At 69.7% G+C, this 18,310-nt stretch carries 18 protein-coding genes; 2 read left to right on the plus strand and 16 right to left on the minus strand.

Features of this window, described 5'->3' with window-relative positions:
* Positions 1-42: 42 nt before the first annotated feature.
* Complete coding sequence (locus AC07PV_RS19920) at positions 43-669, plus strand: Smr/MutS family protein (protein WP_255594780.1); 627 nt, start codon at positions 43-45, stop codon at positions 667-669.
* A 130-nt stretch (positions 670-799) separates the two neighbouring features.
* On the opposite strand, the gene AC07PV_RS19925 is transcribed toward AC07PV_RS19920, so the two are convergent.
* The 3 genes from AC07PV_RS19925 to AC07PV_RS19935 are packed head-to-tail and all read right to left on the minus strand — an operon-like array spanning position 800 to position 3,686.
* The gene (locus AC07PV_RS19925) at positions 800-2,305 is read right to left on the minus strand and encodes a sensor histidine kinase (protein ID WP_255594760.1); all 1,506 of its coding nucleotides are present in this window, start codon (positions 2,303-2,305) and stop codon (positions 800-802) included.
* A complete protein-coding gene (locus AC07PV_RS19930; RefSeq protein ID WP_218295843.1) occupies positions 2,305-2,979 on the minus strand; it encodes a response regulator transcription factor in 675 nt (224 codons plus the stop codon). Before AC07PV_RS19930 ends, AC07PV_RS19925 begins: the two co-directional genes overlap by 1 nt.
* On the minus strand, positions 2,979-3,686 hold the full coding sequence (locus AC07PV_RS19935; RefSeq protein WP_255594761.1) for a PepSY domain-containing protein: 708 nt from the start codon (positions 3,684-3,686) through the stop codon (positions 2,979-2,981). Before AC07PV_RS19935 ends, AC07PV_RS19930 begins: the two co-directional genes overlap by 1 nt.
* A 234-nt stretch (positions 3,687-3,920) precedes the next feature.
* Here AC07PV_RS19935 and AC07PV_RS19940 point away from each other — a divergent pair, with 234 nt between their 5' ends.
* Complete coding sequence (locus AC07PV_RS19940; protein WP_218295845.1) at positions 3,921-4,568, plus strand: PepSY domain-containing protein; 648 nt, start codon at positions 3,921-3,923, stop codon at positions 4,566-4,568.
* 141 nt (positions 4,569-4,709) lie between these two features.
* Here AC07PV_RS19940 and AC07PV_RS19945 read toward each other — a convergent pair whose 3' ends face one another.
* From AC07PV_RS19945 to AC07PV_RS20005, 13 genes are all read right to left on the minus strand, one after another.
* A complete protein-coding gene (locus tag AC07PV_RS19945) occupies positions 4,710-6,782 on the minus strand; it encodes a bifunctional 2',3'-cyclic-nucleotide 2'-phosphodiesterase/3'-nucleotidase (RefSeq protein WP_494631138.1) in 2,073 nt (690 codons plus the stop codon).
* A 94-nt stretch (positions 6,783-6,876) separates the two neighbouring features.
* The gene (locus AC07PV_RS19950) at positions 6,877-7,104 is read right to left on the minus strand and encodes a hypothetical protein (protein ID WP_218295847.1); all 228 of its coding nucleotides are present in this window, start codon (positions 7,102-7,104) and stop codon (positions 6,877-6,879) included.
* Between the two features lie 323 nt (positions 7,105-7,427).
* The gene (locus AC07PV_RS19955; protein WP_218295848.1) at positions 7,428-7,664 is read right to left on the minus strand and encodes a DUF7661 family protein; all 237 of its coding nucleotides are present in this window, start codon (positions 7,662-7,664) and stop codon (positions 7,428-7,430) included.
* Between the two features lie 26 nt (positions 7,665-7,690).
* Entirely contained in the window at positions 7,691-8,104 is a 414-nt protein-coding gene (locus AC07PV_RS19960) for a GFA family protein (protein WP_218339518.1), read from the minus strand.
* Positions 8,105-8,153: 49 nt separating this feature from the next.
* Positions 8,154-8,645, minus strand: a complete 492-nt coding sequence (locus AC07PV_RS19965) for a RidA family protein (protein ID WP_494631140.1) — start codon at positions 8,643-8,645, stop codon at positions 8,154-8,156.
* Between the two features lie 111 nt (positions 8,646-8,756).
* The gene (locus AC07PV_RS19970) at positions 8,757-9,848 is read right to left on the minus strand and encodes a M48 family metalloprotease (protein ID WP_369643148.1); all 1,092 of its coding nucleotides are present in this window, start codon (positions 9,846-9,848) and stop codon (positions 8,757-8,759) included.
* A 171-nt stretch (positions 9,849-10,019) separates the two neighbouring features.
* Positions 10,020-10,616, minus strand: a complete 597-nt coding sequence (locus tag AC07PV_RS19975) for a LemA family protein (RefSeq protein ID WP_369643149.1) — start codon at positions 10,614-10,616, stop codon at positions 10,020-10,022.
* Between the two features lie 223 nt (positions 10,617-10,839).
* Complete coding sequence (locus AC07PV_RS19980) at positions 10,840-11,274, minus strand: group II truncated hemoglobin (protein ID WP_494631142.1); 435 nt, start codon at positions 11,272-11,274, stop codon at positions 10,840-10,842.
* Between the two features lie 73 nt (positions 11,275-11,347).
* Positions 11,348-13,867, minus strand: coding sequence for an ABC transporter permease (locus AC07PV_RS19985; RefSeq protein ID WP_218295854.1), 2,520 nt, complete (start codon positions 13,865-13,867; stop codon positions 11,348-11,350).
* 40 nt (positions 13,868-13,907) lie between these two features.
* Positions 13,908-15,530, minus strand: coding sequence for a C13 family peptidase (locus AC07PV_RS19990; RefSeq protein ID WP_218339523.1), 1,623 nt, complete (start codon positions 15,528-15,530; stop codon positions 13,908-13,910).
* Positions 15,531-15,628: 98 nt separating this feature from the next.
* Entirely contained in the window at positions 15,629-16,570 is a 942-nt protein-coding gene (locus AC07PV_RS19995) for a formate dehydrogenase accessory sulfurtransferase FdhD (protein ID WP_494631144.1), read from the minus strand.
* Positions 16,571-16,697: 127 nt separating this feature from the next.
* Positions 16,698-17,087, minus strand: a complete 390-nt coding sequence (locus tag AC07PV_RS20000) for a hypothetical protein (protein ID WP_492807086.1) — start codon at positions 17,085-17,087, stop codon at positions 16,698-16,700.
* 11 nt (positions 17,088-17,098) lie between these two features.
* Positions 17,099-18,307, minus strand: a complete 1,209-nt coding sequence (locus tag AC07PV_RS20005; RefSeq protein ID WP_494631146.1) for a formate dehydrogenase subunit gamma — start codon at positions 18,305-18,307, stop codon at positions 17,099-17,101.
* Positions 18,308-18,310 lie beyond the last annotated feature (3 nt).

Raw genomic sequence — 18,310 nt, forward strand, 5'->3', positions numbered from 1 at the left:
CCGCCCCGGCGGGCCAGCGCTCGCATCGCGCACCTGCAGGACCTGGCCAGCATCGCCCGCCGCCTGCGCGAGGAGCACGCGCGCGCCGAGGCCGACGAAAAGGCCCGCCGCGAGGCCGCCGCGCGCCTGGAGGCCGAGCGCCACCTCTTCAGCCGCAGCGTAGGCCCCGTCACGCCGCTGCGCAGCCCCAACGTGGCACGCCTGCGCCGCCACAAGCCGCCACCGCTGCCCGTGCAGCACTGGCTGGACGAAGAGCGCGTGCTGGTCGAATCCATCAGCGACGACTTCGACGTGAGCACCCTGCTCGACACCGACGACCAGCTGAGTTTTCGCCGCCCCGGCATCGGCGTGGAAATCACGCGCCGCCTGCGCTCGGGCCACTGGAGCATCCAGCGCCAGCTGGACCTGCACGGCCTGCGCGTGGACGAGGCGCGCGAGGCACTGGGCGAATTCATCCGCCACGCCCACAAGGCCGGCCTGCGCTGCGTGCGCGTGGTGCATGGCAAGGGCCTGGGTTCTCCGGGCAAGAGTCCGGTGCTCAAGAGCCGCGTGCAGCGCTGGCTGGTGCAAAAAAGCGAAGTGCTGGCCTTCGTGCAGGCCCGGCCCATCGACGGCGGCGCGGGCGCGCTGGTGGTGCTGCTGCAGCCCGTGCATCCACGCCAGCGCTAGGCACGCGCAGCGCAGATCGCCCCGCTCTGCCCTGCGCACCTGGAGAGCCGGGCAGCCTGCCGTGTTGCCGACGCCCGCCGCGACGGCCGCTACCACAGCCGCTGCAACGGTTGTGGCGATGCACCCTGCCTCACGCCGTCTTGGTGCGTCCCGCGGGCGCCAGCCCCCGCATCTCCAGCCGCACGCCCAAGCCCTTGAGCTCCTCGCTTTTGCGCAACTGCAAGTGGCCCCCATAGGCCTGCGCGATCTGGCTGGCAATCGCCAGGCCCAGCCCGCTGCCCTGCACGGACTCGTCAAAACGCACTCCGCGCTGGCCCGCCGCCTGCAATTGTGCGGGCGTCATGCCGGGGCCATCGTCTTCGATGTCCAGGCACAGGCTGGCATGTTCTGCGCCACCTTGCACCGACACAGACACCGACAGTGTCAGCCGCACCCGCGAGGCGGCCCACTTGCCCGCGTTGTCCAGCAGGTTGCCCAGCACCTCCTCCAGGTCGGCGCGTTCTCCGCGCCAGTGCAGCGGGCCTTGGGTATCGTCTGCCAGCATCCAGTCCACCCCCTGCGCGGCGTGCAGGCGCTCCATCATGCGCAGCAGCTGGGCCACGCAGTCGCGCACGTCCACGGCCTGGCCGGTGCTGCCGGGGTGGGCGTGCAGCGCATCGCTCAAGGTGCGGGCCTGGTAGCGGTCCACCAGCTGGGCCATGGCCTCGACCTGGCGCTGCACCTCGCTGCTGGGCACCTGCGGCTGCGCGCTGGCCTGTGCGCTCAGCAGGGCCAGAGGCTTCTTGAGCGCGTGGTTCAGGTCCACCGCATGGGCCCGCGCGCGGGCCACCACGTGCGCGTTGTGCGCCAGCAGGCCTGCCAGCTCGTTCTGCAGGGGCTGCAGGTCGCGCCCCGTGGGGGCGGCCAGGTGCAGCGCCACATCGGGCCCCGCGCCCTGCGGCGCGCGCAGGGCAGCCAGCATGGCCTCCAGCCGGCGCAGCGGCGCCAGCCCCACCCGCACCTGCAGCCACGCCAGCCCCCCGGTGAGCAGCATCAGCACCAGCCCGGCCACCACCAGCGTGCGGTCGATCTGCCGCATGCTGCTGTGCAACTGCGCGGCCGGGCCGTAGACCGTCAGCGTGACCTGCACGGGAGGCTGGCCCAGGGCGACCGGCTGGGTCAGCGACAGCAAGGGTTCTTGCAGCGGCCCCGTGGCCCGGTGCAGCGTGGCCGAGCCGGTGGTGGTCAGGGCCTCGGTCGGCAGGCTGTCCATGTCCCACAGCGAACGCGACCGCAGCACATCGCTGCCCGCCTGCGCGCGCCAGTACCACCCGGCGTAGATGGCGCTGAACTCATCGGCACCGCCGGTGGACTCCCGCAAGCCACCCTGGGGCCCCAGGTGCAGCCGCGCGCCCACGCGCTGGGCCTTGTCGCGCAGCACCTGCTCGAAGCTGGCCAGCAGGCTCTGGTGCATCTGCACGCGCAGCCACAGCCCCCCGGCGCCCACCAGCAGCAGCATGGGGACCAGCGCCAGCAGCGCAATGCGCGTGGCCATGGGCCACTGGGCCAGCGCCAGCGCCCACGCGGCGCCGCTGTGTGCCCGGGCCGGCGCAGGCGGTGCGGGCGGCCCAGGCGGCGTGGCGGGTTCGATCCGCATCAGCCCGCCACGTCGGACGCCACCAGGCGAAATCCCTGGCCGCGCTCGGTCACCAGCTGCGGCGCGCCGTTCAACTTGCGGCGGATGCGGCCGATCAGCACGTCCAGCGTGTTGGAGTCCGGGTCGAGGTCGCGCGCATACACATGCTCGCTGATGTCGGTGCGCGTGAGCAGCTTGCCCGGGTGGTGCATGAAATACGCCAGGATCTTGTGCTCCTGCGCCGTGAGCTGCAGGCTCTGGCCCTGCAGCGAAAAGCGGCCCTGCACCACGTCGTACTCCAGCGGGCCGGCCGCCAGCACGGCGGCGGCCGACCCGGCCGTGCGGCGCAGCATGGCCCGCAGGCGCAGCACCACCTCGTCCATCAGAAAGGGCTTGGTCAAATAGTCGTCGGCGCCGGCATTGAAGCCCGCCACCTTGTCGCTCCAGCGGTTGCGCGCGGTGAGCACCAGCACCGGCCAGCCGCGGCCCGCGTCGCGCCAGTCGCGCAGCACGCTCAGGCCGTCCTTGAGCGGCAGGCCCAGGTCCAGCACGGCGGCGCTGTAGGCCTCGGCACTGCCGGCAAAGGACGCGGCCTCGCCGTCGTGCTCCACATCCACCGCGAATCCCGCCGCCTCCAGCGCCACGCGCAGTTGCTGCGCCAGCGCCACATCATCTTCCACCACCAGGATGCGCATCAGTCGTCCACCTTCTGCCGCGTGACTTCCAGGCTCACGGCGTCCACTTCGAGCTCCAGCTTGAAACCGTTGGGTTGCTGCAGCTCCACGCTGTAGTACGGGCGGCGGCGGTGGTCCGTTTCCAGCTCCACCTCCAGCACCAGGCCCGAAAAGCGCGGCCGCAAGGATTCGAGCATCACGGCCATGGACTTGGGCGCCGCGGGCGTGCCCGCCGCTTGCGGCGGGGTCAGCACCTCGCCCGTGTTCACATCCACCAGCAGCTTCATCTCGCCGGCGGGCCGGTCCGAGAGCTTGACCTCGTACACCGCCTTGCCCTGCGCGTCGCGCTCGAACTCGGCGTTCACCACGCGCGATCCGTAGCGCTGCTCCAGCTGCTGGATGTAGCGGGCCATCTGCGCCAGGCCCACAGGCTGCGTGGGCCAGTCGCGCTCCTGCGCCACGACACTGCCCGTGGCCGCATCCACCAGCACCTCGTGCTTGGTGCCGCGGGCGTCGATGATCTTGATCTCGTAGCGCAGCTCGCCCTTGCGGCCGTGCTTGGTCTCCACGTCGATGACGCGCCCGCCGTACTGGCGGCTCATGTCCGCAATGATGCTGTTGAGCGGCTTGAGCTGCCCGCTCTGCACGCCACGCCGCGCCACATCCTGCTCGGCGGCGGGGGTCTGTGCACAGGCCAGCGCCACCACGGCACAGGCAGTGGCCTGCATCCAGGTCCGCAAAATTCCATTCTTCATCGCCGGGCCGCCCCAAGATGAAGAGCGCCCCCTCGGGGGGCAGTGACCACACGAAGTGGGGAACGTGGGGGCCATATCTCTCATCGCGCGATTATTGCGGTTGGCATTAAACAGTCCATGAACGGGCGCTTCACGGTGGGTTTAGGAACGGTTGCGCACACTGCCTCCCAGTTCTTCACAACCACTGCCACACCGAAAGGAAGCACCATGAAAAAGACCGTTCTGACCCTGGCCTTCGCAGCAGCCGCCGCGGCCTCCGCCCTGCCCTCCATGGCCTGGGCCATGGGCGCCCAGGAGGCCGTCAACGTGATGGCCAAGAACCACTTCGTGGCGCCGCACGACCTGCAAAAACAATACGGCTACTGGACCGCCGAGGCCGTCTCCAACGACGGGGTGCGCGCCACCGTGCTGGTCAACGATGCCAACGGCAGCTTCACCGCCGTGCGCAAGGGCGACATCGGCACCGCCCTGCCCAGCGTGGAACGGGTGGCGCAGCAGGTGCGCGCCACCGGCTACAGCTTTGTGTACGACGTGGAGCTGGACGACGGCTTCTGGCAGGCCAAGGCCCGCCAGTCCGTGACCAACCGCGAGAAGGTCGAGTTCGTGCTGCACCCCGTGACGCTGGAGGTATTGAGCCAGGTGGGCCGCAGCGGCGGAACCGTGAACGGCCAGCCCGTGCTCAGCGCCGACCAGGTCGTGACAGCCCTGCAGCAGGCCGGCTACACCCGCGTGCGCGGTGTCGAATACGAAGACGGCTACTGGGAAGCCGAGGCGACCAACACAGCCAACCTGGCGGTGGAGCTGCGGGTGGACGCCGTGACCGGGGCCGTGCTGCGCGAACAGCTGGACGATTGAGCGGCCGGCGGCTGCCCTGCGCCAGGGTGCTGAAGCAACCCACAAAAAAAGGCACCGGGCCCCGGCATGCCCAGGCAGCCGGTCCAGGTGTCTTTTCAGGGCCGTTGGCGGCGGGCACGCCGAGCGTGCCGCGCACCGGCTTTACTTGGACAAATCGACCGCGTACTTCGACGTGCCCTTGCCCGAGCCGTCGTCCGCTGCCAGCAGCGACACATTGGCCAGGCCTGCCGCCTGCGCCACGGCGAGCGCATTGCCGCCCGAGCTGAACACCACCGGCCCCGCCACGCTGGCCTTGGCGAAGCGCCAGCTCTTGGCCGCGCCGTTGGCACTGCGCGTCACCGCCGGGTTCTTGCGGATGTAGTCGATCACCACGTCCCGGTTGGCGTCGGGCGAGGCCCAGATGGTGCCCGAGCCATCGAGCTTGTCGATGAAGCTCTTGCCGCTGGTGGCGCGGTAGTTGTTGGTGGCGATCACGAACTCCTGCGCCACGTCGATGGGCTTGCCCAGGTAGGTCAGGTTCCTGATGCGGCTGCCCACGGGCTTCGTCACGTCGATCTCGTACTGCACATCGGCCGTGGTGAACATGTCGAAGTTGTAGCCCGGGAAGGTGCTGATGAGCTGCTGCTCGCCGGTCTTGACGGGGTCGATCTGGTTGAAGCGCTTGGCAGCCGCCTCCAGCCAGTTCTTGATGTCACCGCCGTTGACCTTCACCGCGTACACCGTGTTGGGGTACAGGTACAGGTCGGCCGCGTTGTTGATGGCCAGCGGGCCCACGGCCACGTCGGTGTAGTCGGCACCGCCCTGGAAGCCGCTCTTGAACGGCGCGCTCACCGACAGCACCGGCAGCTGCGCATACTCCGGCAGGCTGGCCTTGATGTAAGCGGCCACATAGGCCTGCTGCGCCTGGTTCACGATCTGGATCGCGCCCGGGTCGCCCACGTCGGCGAACAGCGTGCTCATGCGGAAGTCGGTCTGGCCGATGGGCGTCTTCACGTACTGGATGGCGGCCTGGTGCTGCGTCTCGACGAGCGGCGCCACGCTGGCATCTGCGTCCACCGTCACCGTGGCGCCCGCGGCGTTCTTGGACTGGATGTTGCGCAGCTCGGACTTGCTGGCCGACTTGTTGACCACCCACTTGGCCCCGTCCCACTGCAGCGCCAGCTGCACCACGCCCAGGGCCTTGCCCCAGGAGCTGGCCATCACGGCCGGCACGCCGTTCACCGTACCCGCCTTGTGGTCCACGCCGGCCATGTTGAAGCCCGGCGTGGCGGCGGTGTCGGGGAACACGCCATGCTGGTGGCCCATCACCATCGCGTCGATGCCGGCCACCTTGGAAAGGTACAGGCCCGGGTTCTCCATGGTGGGCGAATACGCCGCGCTGTCCATGCCGCCGTGCAGCAGCGCGATCACGATGTCGGCGCCCTTGGCGCGCAGCTCGGGCACGTACTTCGTCGCGGCCTCGACCGCGCCTTGCGTGGTGACCTTGCCTTCGAGGTAGCGCTTGTCCCAGTTCATGATGCCCGGCGTGGTGAAACCGATCACGCCCACCTTGATGGGCAGCTTCACCTCCTTGCCGTCCGCGCCCTTGGCCACCAGCGTGCGCTCGAGCACCGTGTAGGGCTGCACCAGCGGCTTCTGGGTCTTGTTGCTGGTCACGTTGGCCAGCACCATCGGAAAGCCCGCGCCCGCGCACTTCCTGGCGGCATCCACACCGTCCACCTCCAGCCCGCCGCCCAGCACCTGGTTCAGGAACGGCAGGCCGTAGTTGAACTCGTGGTTGCCCAGCGTGCCGGCGTCAAAGCCTAAAGCACCCATCGCCTTGTACATGGACAGCTGCTGCGTGCACGGGATGGGGCTGATGGTGGCTTCATAGTCGGCCAGCGCCGTGCCCTGGATGGTGTCGCCGTTGTCCACCAGCAGGGTGTTGGCAAACTCCTTGCGCGCCGCGCGCACCAGCGTGGCGGTGCGCTCGAAGCCGTAGCTCTTGTCCTCGGCCAGCTTGAAGTAGTCGTAGCTGCGCACGTTGAAGTGCAGGTCGGTGGTCTCCAGCACGGCCAGCGTGGCCGTGGCGCCCGCGTTGTTGTTGCTGCCGCCATCGCCGCCGCCGCAGGCGGAGAGGGACGCGGCCAGGGCCAGCACGCTCAGCGTGGCGGTGCGGCGCGAATAGCAAGAAAACGGAAAGGAATCGGATTGGCTGCGAATGCGTTCAGACATGAACAAGGCCCAGGATGAAACAAAGGACCGAGTGTCTGGCGGGGGTTTGACAACGGTATGACGGCACGCGGCCGCCGCGCGTCCCACGGGGGTGTCAGCGCGGGGGGCGCCGTCGGCTCAGCAGGCCTTCCACCATCAGCAGCAGCAGCGCTGCGCGCAACTCGTCGTGGGTGTCGGTCACGGTGGTATGGGGGCCTCGCAGCACCCAGATGGCGCGGCCGCTGAAGTTGTAGTCGCTTCCCTGCAGGTGGCGCGCCAGGAGTTCGACCTGTTCGAAATCATCTGCCGAGACCGTGTGCGCGACGGTGATGGTGCTGCCCATGGGAACCCTCACATAACTTGCCTGTCAGCCCGCGCGTTCGTGCGCAACCCTGCCTGGTCCGTGGCCCCTGGTCGTGCGAGGACGCCAGCGCGCACAGGCCGGACCGCCCACGCTCTTGCACCGCGCTCTTGCACCACGCGCCGCAATGCGCCGCTGTGGCGGGGCTGCCGGTGCCTGCGGCGAGGAGGCCCTGCCCAGTGGTCTTCTGTGCAGCCCCAGCGTGCGCCGTTGGGCGCGCGCTGTATGTAGTCGTTTGCCGACAAAGCCTTACGACCTCCTGCGCCGCAGCACCCGGCACAAGGGAAGGAGCCGCAGGGTTCGCGTCAGGCGATGCGGCGCACGTCGCCGTTGTGCGGTGAAGCGCTCTCATGGAACAGGTCTTCGAGAAACTGGGCCAGTTCGTGCTCTTCCACGAAGTCGGGGACCACGAAGCCCGCGGGGGTGCGCTTGCCGTCGCCGCCCACGCGGTAGACCTGCCACAGCGGGCCCTCACGCCGCACTTCAACGATGCGGCCAAAGACATTGAAACGGGGATGGGCGGGGGGTGGTGTGTTTTCCATGGACTGCCTCGTGACGGGTCTCGCGCCTATTCTCCGGCGATCTGCGGGTAGCCGTCGCAGATCACCACCCACGCGGCCTTGGAAGCCACGTGGATGTGCCTTTGCGGCGGCGCGTCAAAAGGGGTGTCGAGCGTGCCCAGGGGCACGGCCACGCTGTCCGCATGCACGCCTTCGCTGTGCCAGAGCAACGGCGAGCCGCAGGCCGAGCAGAACTGCCGCGTGACCCGCGGCGACGAGCGGTAGGCGCGCAGCAGCGCCTGCCCCTGCACGAAGCGGTGGTGCTCGCGGTGCACCGAGCCGTAGCTGGCGAACGCCGCGCCATGGGCCTTGCGGCACATCGAGCAGTGGCAGTGCGATGCGCTGCGCAGCGGCGCCGTGGTTTCGTAGCGCACGCCGCCGCACAGGCAGCTGCCCCGGTGGTGCACGACGGATTCGGTCATGGCCTGGGTTCTCCTTCGACGGGGTGCCTGGGTGGAGTACGCGGCCGGGTCAGGCGCGCGGCGGCGCCGGCGTGGCCACGGAGGCGATCAGGTCCACCTCCACCGTCGCATTCTTGGGCAGTTGCAGCACCCCCACCGAGGTGCGGGTGTGGGCGCCCGCCTCGCCCAGCACGGCGAACAGGATTTCAGAGGCGCCGTCGGCCACCTCGCTTTGCTGCGTGAACCCGGGCGCCGACTGCACATACACGGTGATGCGCAGCACCGACTGCACGGCGTCCAGAGAGCCCAGCGCACGCTGCAGCAAGGCCAGGGCGCGCAGGGCGCACACCTTGGCCCCCGCCTGCGCCTGGGCCAGGGTGGCGCCGGCGCCGGCCGCCCCCGTGGCCACCACGGTATCGCCCACGCGCGGGATCTGCCCGCTCAGGTAGATGTGGTGGCCGTCGCGCACCAGGGGCACGTAGTTGCCCCCGATCTTGATCTCGCCGTCAAAGCTGTAGCCGAGGGCCTGGGCTTGTTCCTGAAAACGGGCGTCACGGGACATGAAAAAAACCTCGCCGAGTGAAATGCCTCCACTATGCCACCCGGCAGGCAGCCCCTGGCGTTGCCAGGCCAGCGGGCGCGCCGCCCTCCGGGGGAAGGCGGCACAGATGCTTCACATATGCCGCGCGAACGGGTCCACCAGCGAGGCGATCGTCACGCCGGCCGGCTGGCCCACGCCCTGCGGGCGCCCTGCCGGCTCGGGGGCTGCGGTGACCGGTGCCACCTTCAGCGGCGACATGCGCCGGCCGTAGACGCGCTGCACGCGCTCTTGCAGCGTGGGGTGGGAATCGAGCCAGTGCTCCATCCTGCCGCCGCCTTCCACGTCCACCAGCAGCATGTGCTGCACCGAAGGATGGTTCAGGCCGCTGTGGCTGTGCTGTTCATAGCCGCGCGGGGTATCCCGGCGCTGGGCCATGACCTTGCGCAGCACGCCGCCCAGGCCGTCCTTGCTGCGCGTCCATTGCACGGCGCGCGCGTCGGCCAGGTACTCGCGCTGGCGCGACACGGCCGCCTTGAGCATGCGGCCGGTGATCCAGCCCGCGAAGCCCGCCAGCATGATGGCCGAGCCGAACCACCACGCCAGCCCCCGCCGCTCGCGCAGCGTGTCGCCGAAGTTGTAGACCAGCTCCAGGCCGAACACCATGCCGGCCAGCTGCATCTTCATGCGCGTGTCGCCCTCGTGCAGGTGGCTCAGCTCGTGCGCGACCATGCCCTGCATCTCCTCACGGTTCAGGTAGTCGAGCGCGCCCTGCGTCACGGCGATCACGGCGTCGCTCTCGTCCCAGCCGGCGGCAAACGCGTTGATCGCATCGGTGCGCGGCATCACCATGATTTCGGGGCGCGGCATGTGGGCGGCAATGCACAGCTCGTCGACGATGTTGGACAGGCGCTGCTCGGCATGCGAGAGCGAGGGCCGCAGCTCGCGCGCGCCCACCCGCCGGGCCAGCTTGACGCCGCCCGCGCGCAGGTTGGACGTCTCCACCCACCAGCCGCCCAGCACCAGCATGAGCGACACGCCCACGTTGGCGGCGAGAAAGCCGTGGGGAAACGGCAGCCGCCCCGGCAGCACCGCCGCCATCAGCACCCAGGCCAGCGCGAGTGCGGCATGAACGGCCACGATAAGCACCGCCACCGCGAGCGCAAAGCCCAGCAGCAGGCGGTGCGTCTCGCTGCGCGCATCCGCCTGGTGGTCCCAGAATTTCATGGCCCCTCCCTGTATGAGACTTTCTCGCGCGGGACTTCAAGCGGCCCGCAGCCACGACAGGAGCTGCCGTGTTGCCCGCCAGCGCCCGGCGACCATTCGGCACGGCTTTGGCGGCCCGCGGGGCATGTACCCCGTCGGGCCTGCGCACCAGGCAGCTGCGAAGAAACCGGCCTAAGAGAAGCGAACCTGCGGCGCAGCGCGCTCTGCTTCGCTGCGCGTGGACTCGAGCATGGGCACGGTGGGAAAGCCCAACAGGCGCGCCACGACCAGTTCAGGAAACTGCGCCGCCGCGTCGTTGAATTCCAGCGCCTGGTCGTTGTACGCCTGGCGCGCAAAGCCCAGGCGGTTTTCGGTGCTGGTCAACTCTTCGGACAGCGACTGCATGGTGGCGTCGGCCTTGAGTTCGGGATACGCCTCAGCCACTACCATCAGGCGTCCCAGGCTGCTGCCCAGCATGCCCTCGGCGGCTGCGAGCGCGCCCATGGCGTTGGCGCTGCCAGGCTCTGCCCGCACAGCGGCGGCAGCGCCCTGCGCCTGGCCGCGCGCCTGGATGACGGCTTCGAGCGTGGCGGCCTCGTGGCTGAGGTAGCCCTTGGCGACTTCGACCAGGTTGGGCACCAGGTCATGGCGGCGCTTGAGCTGCACGTCGATCTGGCCGAACGCATTGGCGATGCGGTTGCGCAGCTGCACCAGCCGGTTGTACACAGTGACGGCCCACACCGCCAGCACGGCGACCAGGCCCAGAACGATCCAAGCAGTAGCTGACATGTCCCACCCTCCTTGTTGTGAATTGAATGAATGGATGCTGGGCGCATCTTAGTAGCGCGCCTTTCCCAAAGGGGCCATACATTTCAGCGGGTAGGGATTTAAGCGTTCAAACCGCCTGCAGCGCCTACCCATCAAGCGCTATAAGCTATTAAAAACATAGCAATCGATGCTATGGGCGCACACCCGGCCCATCCACAGGCTGCGAGGGAAGCGGCGCAGCCGCTCAGGGGGTGCCCCGATTCCTCATCCAGTCGGCCGTGCCCATGAAGCTCTCCTTCAGGCGCGCGCGCAGCGCCTCGGGCACGCCCGTCTCGCCCATGGCCTGGTCCATGCAGGCCACCCACTGGTCGCGCTCCTGGATGCCGATGGAAAACGGCATGTGCCGCATGCGCAGTCGCGGGTGGCCGAAGCGGCTTTGGTAGTGGTCAGGTCCACCCAGCCAGCCGCACAAGAACCAGAAGAGTTTTTGCCGCGCCTGCACGAGGTCGCTGCCGTGGGCTGCACGCAGTTCGGCGTAACCGGGCTCCAGATCCATCAGGTCGTAGAAGCGCTCGGTGAGGGCGCGCACGCGCTCTTCGCCGCCGATCCAGTCGAAGGGGGTGGTTGCGGTGGCGGTTTCTGCGCCGGTGCCGGTGTCTTTGGGAACGTCGGAATTCATATAAAAAAACTGGCCCCAGCGCTTTCCTATAAAGCGCTGGAAGCTATCAAATGAGTAGCAATCGACACGCAGCCTATTCCGCCGAACGGCGCAGCGTGTCCACCACGGGGCGCACCAGCACCTCGCGCAGGCCCCACCAGCCCGCGGCCAGCGCCAGCACCGCACCCGCCACGGCGCCCGCCAGGGGCACCCAGGGCGCGGCCGTCCAGGTGAAGTCGAACACGAAGCGCGCCAGCGCCCAGCCCACGCCCACGGCCACGGCGCTGGCCAGGAAGCCCGCGAGCAGGCCCACGCCCACCAGCTCGGCGCGCTGCACCTGCCGCAGCAGGCTGGCGCGCGCGCCCACGGCGCGCATGATGGCGTACTCGCGGGCGCGCTCCTCGCGCGTGGCGGTGACGGCCGCGAACAGCACCACCAGCCCGGCGGCCAGCGTGAAGGCAAACAGGAATTCCACCGCGCGGATCACCTGGTCCAGCACGCGCTGCACCTGGGTGATGGTGGCGCCCATGTCCACGTTGGTGATGTTGGGAAACTGGCGCACCAGGGCGTTGTCGAAGCCGTTGGTCTCGGGGGCGCGGTACGCCGCCAGGTAGGTGACCGGCACGTCCTTGACGCTGGCCACGGGGTACATCACGAAGAAGTTGGCCCGCATCGACCCCCAGTCCACCTTGCGCAGGCTGGTGATGCGCGCCTCGTTCTGCACGCCGCCCATGTCGAACAGCAGCCGGTCGCCCATCTGCAGGCCCAGGGTCTCGGCAATGCCCTCCTCGACGCTGATGGCACCTTCCTCGCCCTGGCGCCACTGGCCGGCCACGATCTGGTTGTGGGGGGGTGGTTCGGTGGCGTTGGAAAGGTTGAACTCCCGGTCGACGAGGCGCTTGGCGCGGTCGTCGGTATAGCTGTCGGGGCCCACGGGCTTGCCGTTCACGGCCAGCAGGCGGCCACGGATCATGGGATACCAGTCGTACCGGGCCACGCCGCCGTCCTTGAGGGCCTGCTGGAACGCATCGGACTGGTCGGGCATCACGTTGATGACGAAGCGGTTGGGCGCATCGGGGGGCGTGGCCTTGCGCCAGCTGTCCACCAGGTCGGTGCGCAGCAGCACCAGCAGCACCAGCGCCAGCAGGCCCACGGCCAGGCTGCTCACCTGCACCACGGCGTAGGCGGGGCGCGCGGAGATCTGCCGCGTGGCCAGCACCAGCCAGCGCGGGGCGGTGGCCTCGTTCACGCTCTTGCGCAGCAGCTTCACCGCCACCCACGACAGCCCCGCAAACAGGGCCACCGCGCCGGCAAAGCCGCCCACGGCAATCAGCCCCAGCTTGATGTCGCTGCTGACCGTCAGCAGCAAGGCCGCGAAACCGGCGATGCCGATGCCCAGCACCGCCAGCGACGCGGGCTTGAGCCCGCCCACGTCGCGCCGGATCACGCGCAGGGGCGGCACCTGGGCCAGCTGCAGCACGGGCGGCAGGCCGAAGGCGAACAGCAGCGTGAGCCCCATGCCCAGGCCAAATGCCACGGGCCACAGGCTGGGCGGCGGCAGGGCTGACTCGACCAGCCCCGCGAGCAGCAGCACGAAGGCGTAGTGCACCAGATAGCCCAGCGCCACGCCCAGCGAACTGGCGAACAGGCCCACGAGAGCGAATTCGGCCGTGTAGGCGCCCGCGATGGTGCGCTGGCTCTGCCCCAGCACCCGCAGCATGGCCGAGGCATCCAGGTGCTCTGCCGCGAAACCGCGCGCGGCCAGCGCCACGGCCACGGCCGACAGCAGCGCCGCGAGCAGCGCCACGAGGCTCAGGAACTTCTGCGCGCGGTCCAGCGTCTGGCGCATCTCGGGGCGGCCGCTTTCGAGGGATTCCACCCGCACCCCGTGCACCTCGGGCTTCTTGGCCTCCGCCACGGCCCATTCGCTGAAGGCCTTGACCGCGGGGCCCGGCCCGATGACGGCGAAGCGGTAGGTGAGGCGGCTGGCCGGCTGCACCAGGCCGGTGGCGGGCAGGTCGGCATCGTTCACCATCACGCGCGGGGCAAAGCTCATGAAGCCCGCGCCCCGGTCGGGCTCGATCACGATGATGCGCGCGATGCGCAGCTGCGCATCGCCCAGCAACAGCATGTCGCCCATGGCCAGGTTCAGCGATTCGAGCAGGGGAGCATCCACCCACGCCTCGCCCCGGGCAGGGATGTCGCGGGTGGGCTGGTCGAGCGCCCCCGGCGCGTCAGCCACCTTGAGGCTGCCGCGCAGCGGGTAGCCCGGCGGCACGCTCTTGAGGGCCACCAGCTTGCTGGCACCGCCCTGCGCATCGCTGGCCCGGCCCATGGTGGGAAAGCCCACCGTGGTGACCGCCTGCAAGCCCAGGGCCGCGGCCCGCTCGACGAACGCCGCTGGCGTGGGGTTGTCGCTGGCCACCACGGCATCGCCGCCCAGCAGCTGCAGCGCATCGCGCTGCAGGCCGCCCTGAAGGCGGTCGGCGAAAAACCCCACGGACGTGAGCGCCGCCACCGCCAGCGTGACCGCCACGATGAGCAGGCGCAGTTCGCCCGCGCGCAGGTCGCGGGCCAGGGTGCGCCAGCCAAGGCGCAGAAAAGACAGGTTCATGGCACGGAACCTTAGCGCAAACGGAGCGCTCTGGCGCTGTTCAGGGCTTTGCGTCGCCGGCCGCCGGCGCCGCGCCACCGGGGGCACCCGCGTCCAGGCGCGCTTGCAGCGCCTCCAGCACGGGCTGGATCTGTGTGCCCACGTGGATCTGGGGGTTGGAGAATCCGTCGGTCTTGCCGGCCTCCACCTCGCGCTGCGCGATCAGCGGCACGGCCTTGGCAAAGGCCTCGGTGAATGAATGGGTCTGGCGCAGTTGCTCGTTGAACACCGCGCGGCCGAAGAACGTGAGCTCGGACCGCGTGCCGCAGCCATACGATGTGTGGGTGGCGTCGGCGGCCGTCATGATGAGCGTGCCATCGGTGGCCAGGGGCCCGATCCAGCCGCCGGAGTAGCAGGCCGACACCGCGATCACGCGGTGGCGGATGCCGGCTTCGTCCAGCGCGGCGCGCAGCATTTCCGGCGTGACGGGCTGCACCTGCAGCGGTCCGTGCGATGCCGCCAGCTCGTGGTTGCGCGCGCCGTGCGAGGTCATGTAGATCACCAGCAGGTCATGGTCGCGGTCCATGCGCGCACCCAGGGCCGAAATGGCGCGCTGCAGGTTCTGCGGCGTCGCCCAGACGTGGGTGTCGGCGGTCTCGGCATGGTTGAGCAGGTGGATCACGCGGCCGTGCGCGTCGAACCGTTCCTGCAGCAGCGTGCTGACCATGGTGCTTTCGCGCCGGAACACGTTCTCTTCGGCATAGGGAGCGAACACGAGGCCGTAGACATCCACCACCCCGTCCCGCTGGGCCGCCAGCGCTTGCACCTGGCGCTCCCACAGCGCCTGCTGCGCCTCGAACACCGGCTGCGACAAGGTCAGCTGCGCGGGTTCGGGGCCCTCCTCGGCGGCCTGCGCCGCCGCCAGGGCCGCACCGTCCAGCTCCCAGGGCTGGTCCTGGAACTGCCACATGCCCACCCCGATGACCGCCGCCATCGACACCGCGAACACTGCGGTGCGCAGGCGCGAGCGGATGAAGCGCGCGCTCACCACGACCAGCGCCGCCAGAACCCACGCCGTCAGCACGCCGTAGGCAGTCCAGAAAACGATTCCGGCCGTGTTCCCGACCCACAGCGCGGGCCGGTGGACGGTGGCACCCAGCAGGGCATACAGCACGAGCAGGGGCACCAGCGGAGCCCACGCCGACAACACATACCAGGCGGCGAGCCCGCCCGTTGGCGCGCCCTCCGGGGCCGGCGCGCCGGCCGCAAGGCGCTGCGCGGGTGCCATGGCCCACCAGGCCAGCCACAGAAGCGCCAGGCCGCTCCACATCGGCGCGAGCCAGCCCCGCAGGCTGAACTGGGCGGGCCCTGCCACCTGGAACCGCGCCGCCCCCACCAGCAGCGCGCCACCGAGCAGCACCAGAACGATCAATTGCCACGGGGTGGGAACCGCGGCCCCCGTGCGGGGCGGCAGGAACAGCGTGGCCCGCAGGCCCTCGCGGACCCAGGCTCCCAGGGGCAGGCGAAGAGGGGCAGGCGCCCCGGCCGAGGCCGCCGCCGGCGCAGTGGCGGGCGCACCGGGGGGCAGCCCCTCATCCAGCGGGATTTCGATCTTGGCGGGTTCGGGGGCCCACTGGCTCGGTTGGGTATCGGCCCAGGCGCCCTTGGCGTTCAGGTCTTGCATGCGCGCATCATGCCACCGCGGGATGACGGCCCGGGGGCCGGGGAACATGCGCAGGGGAACCGGGGCGGACCGCCGCGGGATACCCCCGAAAGTGCCTCTCAGGCCGCGCTGGCGGACGCCGCCGGCGCCATGGCAGGCACCCGCGCCAGTTCAGGCTGCAGCACCAGCCGGTGCACCCCGCTGTAGCAGACGAAGCGGCGGTTGGTGGCGCGCCCGATGGCGCACAGGCCCAGCTGCTGGGCCACGGCATGGCCCATCTGCGTCATGCCGCTGCGCGACACCACGATGGGCACGCCCATCTGGGCCGACTTGATGACCATCTCGCTCGTGAGGCGGCCTGTGGTGTAGAAGACCTTGTCCGAGCCCGACATCGGCACATGCCCCCCCGCGGAGGGCCCGCCACCGGTGCGGGCCGGCGCCTCGGGGTTCATCCACATCCAGCCCGCGATGGTATCGATGGCATTGTGGCGCCCCACGTCTTCCACGAAAGTGAGCAGTTCCTCCCCCTGGAACAGCGCGCAGCCATGCACGGAGCCCGCGGACTTGTACGTGGTCTCCTTGATGCGGATGGCGTTCACGATGCCATACAGCTGGGCCTGGGTGAGGCGCGCCTCGGGCAGCGCGATCCGGTCCACCTCATCCATCAGCCCGCCAAACACGCTGCCCTGCCCGCAGCCGGTGGTCACCACCTTGCTGGCCGTCCGCTCCTCGATGCGCGCGATGCCGTGGCGCGTGCGCACGGCGGCGGCGTGGACCTCCCAGTCGACGGTGACGGATTCGATGTCGAAGACGGACTCCACCAACCGCTGGTTGCGCAGGTAGCCCAGCACCAGGAGCTCGGGCTGGGCGCCCAGCGTCATCAGCGTGACCAGCTCGCGCTTGTCCACATACACGGTGAGCGGCCGTTCGGCGGGAATGGACACCTGCTCCCGTTCACCCAGTTCATTGACCACCTCGACCCCATGGGTGAGCGGTGCCTGGGCCTGCGTGAGGCGCGGCAACGGCGGGGTGGCGAGGTCCGTGGCGGTGCGGGAAGTCATGGCCGGACTATACGCAGGCTCCGTGCGCGCCGCAGCCCGAGGCCGCAATGCCTCATGGTGTCCTGCCCGGGGCAGGGGCGCGGAGCCCCCCTGGGAAGAGGCTGAGCGCCAGCCGCCGGGCCCGCGTTCAGGACTTGGGGGCCGATGCCGCCGCCGCGGGCGTCGACGTGCTGGGCGGGCTGCTCGCCGTGCCAGGCGGCGAATGCGCGCCTGAGGCCTCCAGGGGCTTGGCCTCCGGCGGCGTGTACGCGAACGGTCCGGGGTCGGTGCATGCGGCGGCACTGGTGGCCGTGGCGGGCTTGGCGGCTGGGCTGGTCTTGCGATAGTGGGCCGCCACGCGGTCCTGGGCCAGGCACAGCTTGTAGTTGTCCACCTTGCCCGCCCAGGCCGTCTTGGCGGCGGCTTCGGCGGCCTTGGCCGCGGCCTCGGGCGATGGCGCGGGAAGCTTGGCCACCGCCAGCATGCAGGAACTGGCCGCGCACACGGCCAGGAGCGAGGAACGGAAAAGATGCGTCATGGTGCGGTACCTCATACCTGTGCGGGTTGGCCTGCCGATGGCGCTGCGGCAGCATCGCCCCCCGGCGTGCTGGCACTGCGCTGGCGGGGAATCTTGCCCGCCTGGACGTCGTCATACCAGAGCTCATGGTGCTCCCGGGCCCAGGCCTCGCTCACGTAGCCCGTCTTCATGGCCTTGTAGGCGCCGCGCATGCCCACCGTGCCCATGTAGATGTGTCCGCAGATCAGCGCCATCATCCAGATGGCCAGGGAGGCATGGACCATGTGGGCGATCTGCATGTCGCCGCGCACGTCGCCAAAGCCGGGGATGAGCTTGTCGAGCACCAGGCCCGTGGCCACCACAAGGATGCCAGGGATGGTGATGCCCCACCAGAACAGGCCCTTCTCGCCCGCGTTGAAGCGGTGGGAGGGAACCTGGTGGTCACCGCCCAGCATGCCGCCGCCCTTGGACAGCCACACGAAGTCCGCGCGGTTGGCAATGTTGTCCTTGACGAAGGTGAGGATGATCACGAGCAGCGACACGGCGAACAACGGGCCCATGAAGTTGTGCACGTTCTTGAGCGCATAGGTGATCCATCCGAACAGCGAGGCACCCAGGACGGGCAGGAGGAAGAACTTGCCAAAGGCCATCACGATGCCGGAGAGGGCCAGCGTGCAGAAGGCGAACGCATTGGACCAGTGCGCCGCCCGTTCGAAGGGCGTGAAACGCTCGATGCGGCGGGTGCCGGCGCCCTCGGGATGGTCATGCCCCAGCGGGCCCTTGACGAAGTAGAAGATGCCCAGCGCCAGCAGCACGATGGCGAACAGCGCCGCGCCATAGGGAATGATCCAGTGGTTGCGCACCTGCCGCCAGGCCTCACCCGCATTGGTGAAACGCGAGCCGGGATACTGCACGAAGGGCTGGATCAGGTTGCCCGCCTCGGGCGCCTGCGTTTTGGGCAGGCTGCTGTAGCCCGTCACGCCCTGCCCCACCTGGCGCCACATGGGCGCATTGTTGCCAGGCTGCACCTTGGCACGCTCGCCGTTGGTCTGCCCGGCGTACTTGGGGTCCGCGCTGGCATCCGGCTTGACCTCGAAAATGTTCTGGCCCTGGATGCCGCCGGGTGCTTGCGGCACCACCGCTGCGGCCGTGCCCGCATCGGGCGCCGCTGGCGCCTGGGCACCCGCGGGTCCCCAGGCCACACCCGCCGCCACGACCAAGGCACACACGATGTGTTTCATGGT

The organism is Acidovorax sp. GW821-FHT09A11, from assembly GCF_059418365.1.

Excerpts from the sequence above, each read along its gene's own strand:
- AC07PV_RS19975 (WP_369643149.1), bottom strand. The coding sequence starts at position 10,616 with ATGTCAGCTACTGCTTGGATCGTTCTGGGCCTGGTCGCCGTGCTGGCG.
- AC07PV_RS19955 (WP_218295848.1), bottom strand. The coding sequence starts at position 7,664 with ATGGAAAACACACCACCCCCCGCCCATCCCCGTTTCAATGTCTTTGGC.
- AC07PV_RS19980 (WP_494631142.1), bottom strand. The coding sequence starts at position 11,274 with ATGAATTCCGACGTTCCCAAAGACACCGGCACCGGCGCAGAAACCGCC.
- AC07PV_RS19925 (WP_255594760.1), bottom strand. The coding sequence starts at position 2,305 with ATGCGGATCGAACCCGCCACGCCGCCTGGGCCGCCCGCACCGCCTGCG.
- AC07PV_RS19985 (WP_218295854.1), bottom strand. The coding sequence starts at position 13,867 with ATGAACCTGTCTTTTCTGCGCCTTGGCTGGCGCACCCTGGCCCGCGAC.
- AC07PV_RS19965 (WP_494631140.1), bottom strand. The coding sequence starts at position 8,645 with ATGTCCCGTGACGCCCGTTTTCAGGAACAAGCCCAGGCCCTCGGCTAC.
- AC07PV_RS19950 (WP_218295847.1), bottom strand. The coding sequence starts at position 7,104 with ATGGGCAGCACCATCACCGTCGCGCACACGGTCTCGGCAGATGATTTC.
- AC07PV_RS19940 (WP_218295845.1), top strand. The coding sequence starts at position 3,921 with ATGAAAAAGACCGTTCTGACCCTGGCCTTCGCAGCAGCCGCCGCGGCC.
- AC07PV_RS20000 (WP_492807086.1), bottom strand. The coding sequence starts at position 17,087 with ATGACGCATCTTTTCCGTTCCTCGCTCCTGGCCGTGTGCGCGGCCAGT.
- AC07PV_RS20005 (WP_494631146.1), bottom strand. The coding sequence starts at position 18,307 with ATGAAACACATCGTGTGTGCCTTGGTCGTGGCGGCGGGTGTGGCCTGG.
- AC07PV_RS19970 (WP_369643148.1), bottom strand. The coding sequence starts at position 9,848 with ATGAAATTCTGGGACCACCAGGCGGATGCGCGCAGCGAGACGCACCGC.
- AC07PV_RS19960 (WP_218339518.1), bottom strand. The coding sequence starts at position 8,104 with ATGACCGAATCCGTCGTGCACCACCGGGGCAGCTGCCTGTGCGGCGGC.
- AC07PV_RS19990 (WP_218339523.1), bottom strand. The coding sequence starts at position 15,530 with ATGCAAGACCTGAACGCCAAGGGCGCCTGGGCCGATACCCAACCGAGC.
- AC07PV_RS19935 (WP_255594761.1), bottom strand. The coding sequence starts at position 3,686 with ATGCAGGCCACTGCCTGTGCCGTGGTGGCGCTGGCCTGTGCACAGACC.
- AC07PV_RS19930 (WP_218295843.1), bottom strand. The coding sequence starts at position 2,979 with ATGCGCATCCTGGTGGTGGAAGATGATGTGGCGCTGGCGCAGCAACTG.
- AC07PV_RS19995 (WP_494631144.1), bottom strand. The coding sequence starts at position 16,570 with ATGACTTCCCGCACCGCCACGGACCTCGCCACCCCGCCGTTGCCGCGC.
- AC07PV_RS19945 (WP_494631138.1), bottom strand. The coding sequence starts at position 6,782 with ATGTCTGAACGCATTCGCAGCCAATCCGATTCCTTTCCGTTTTCTTGC.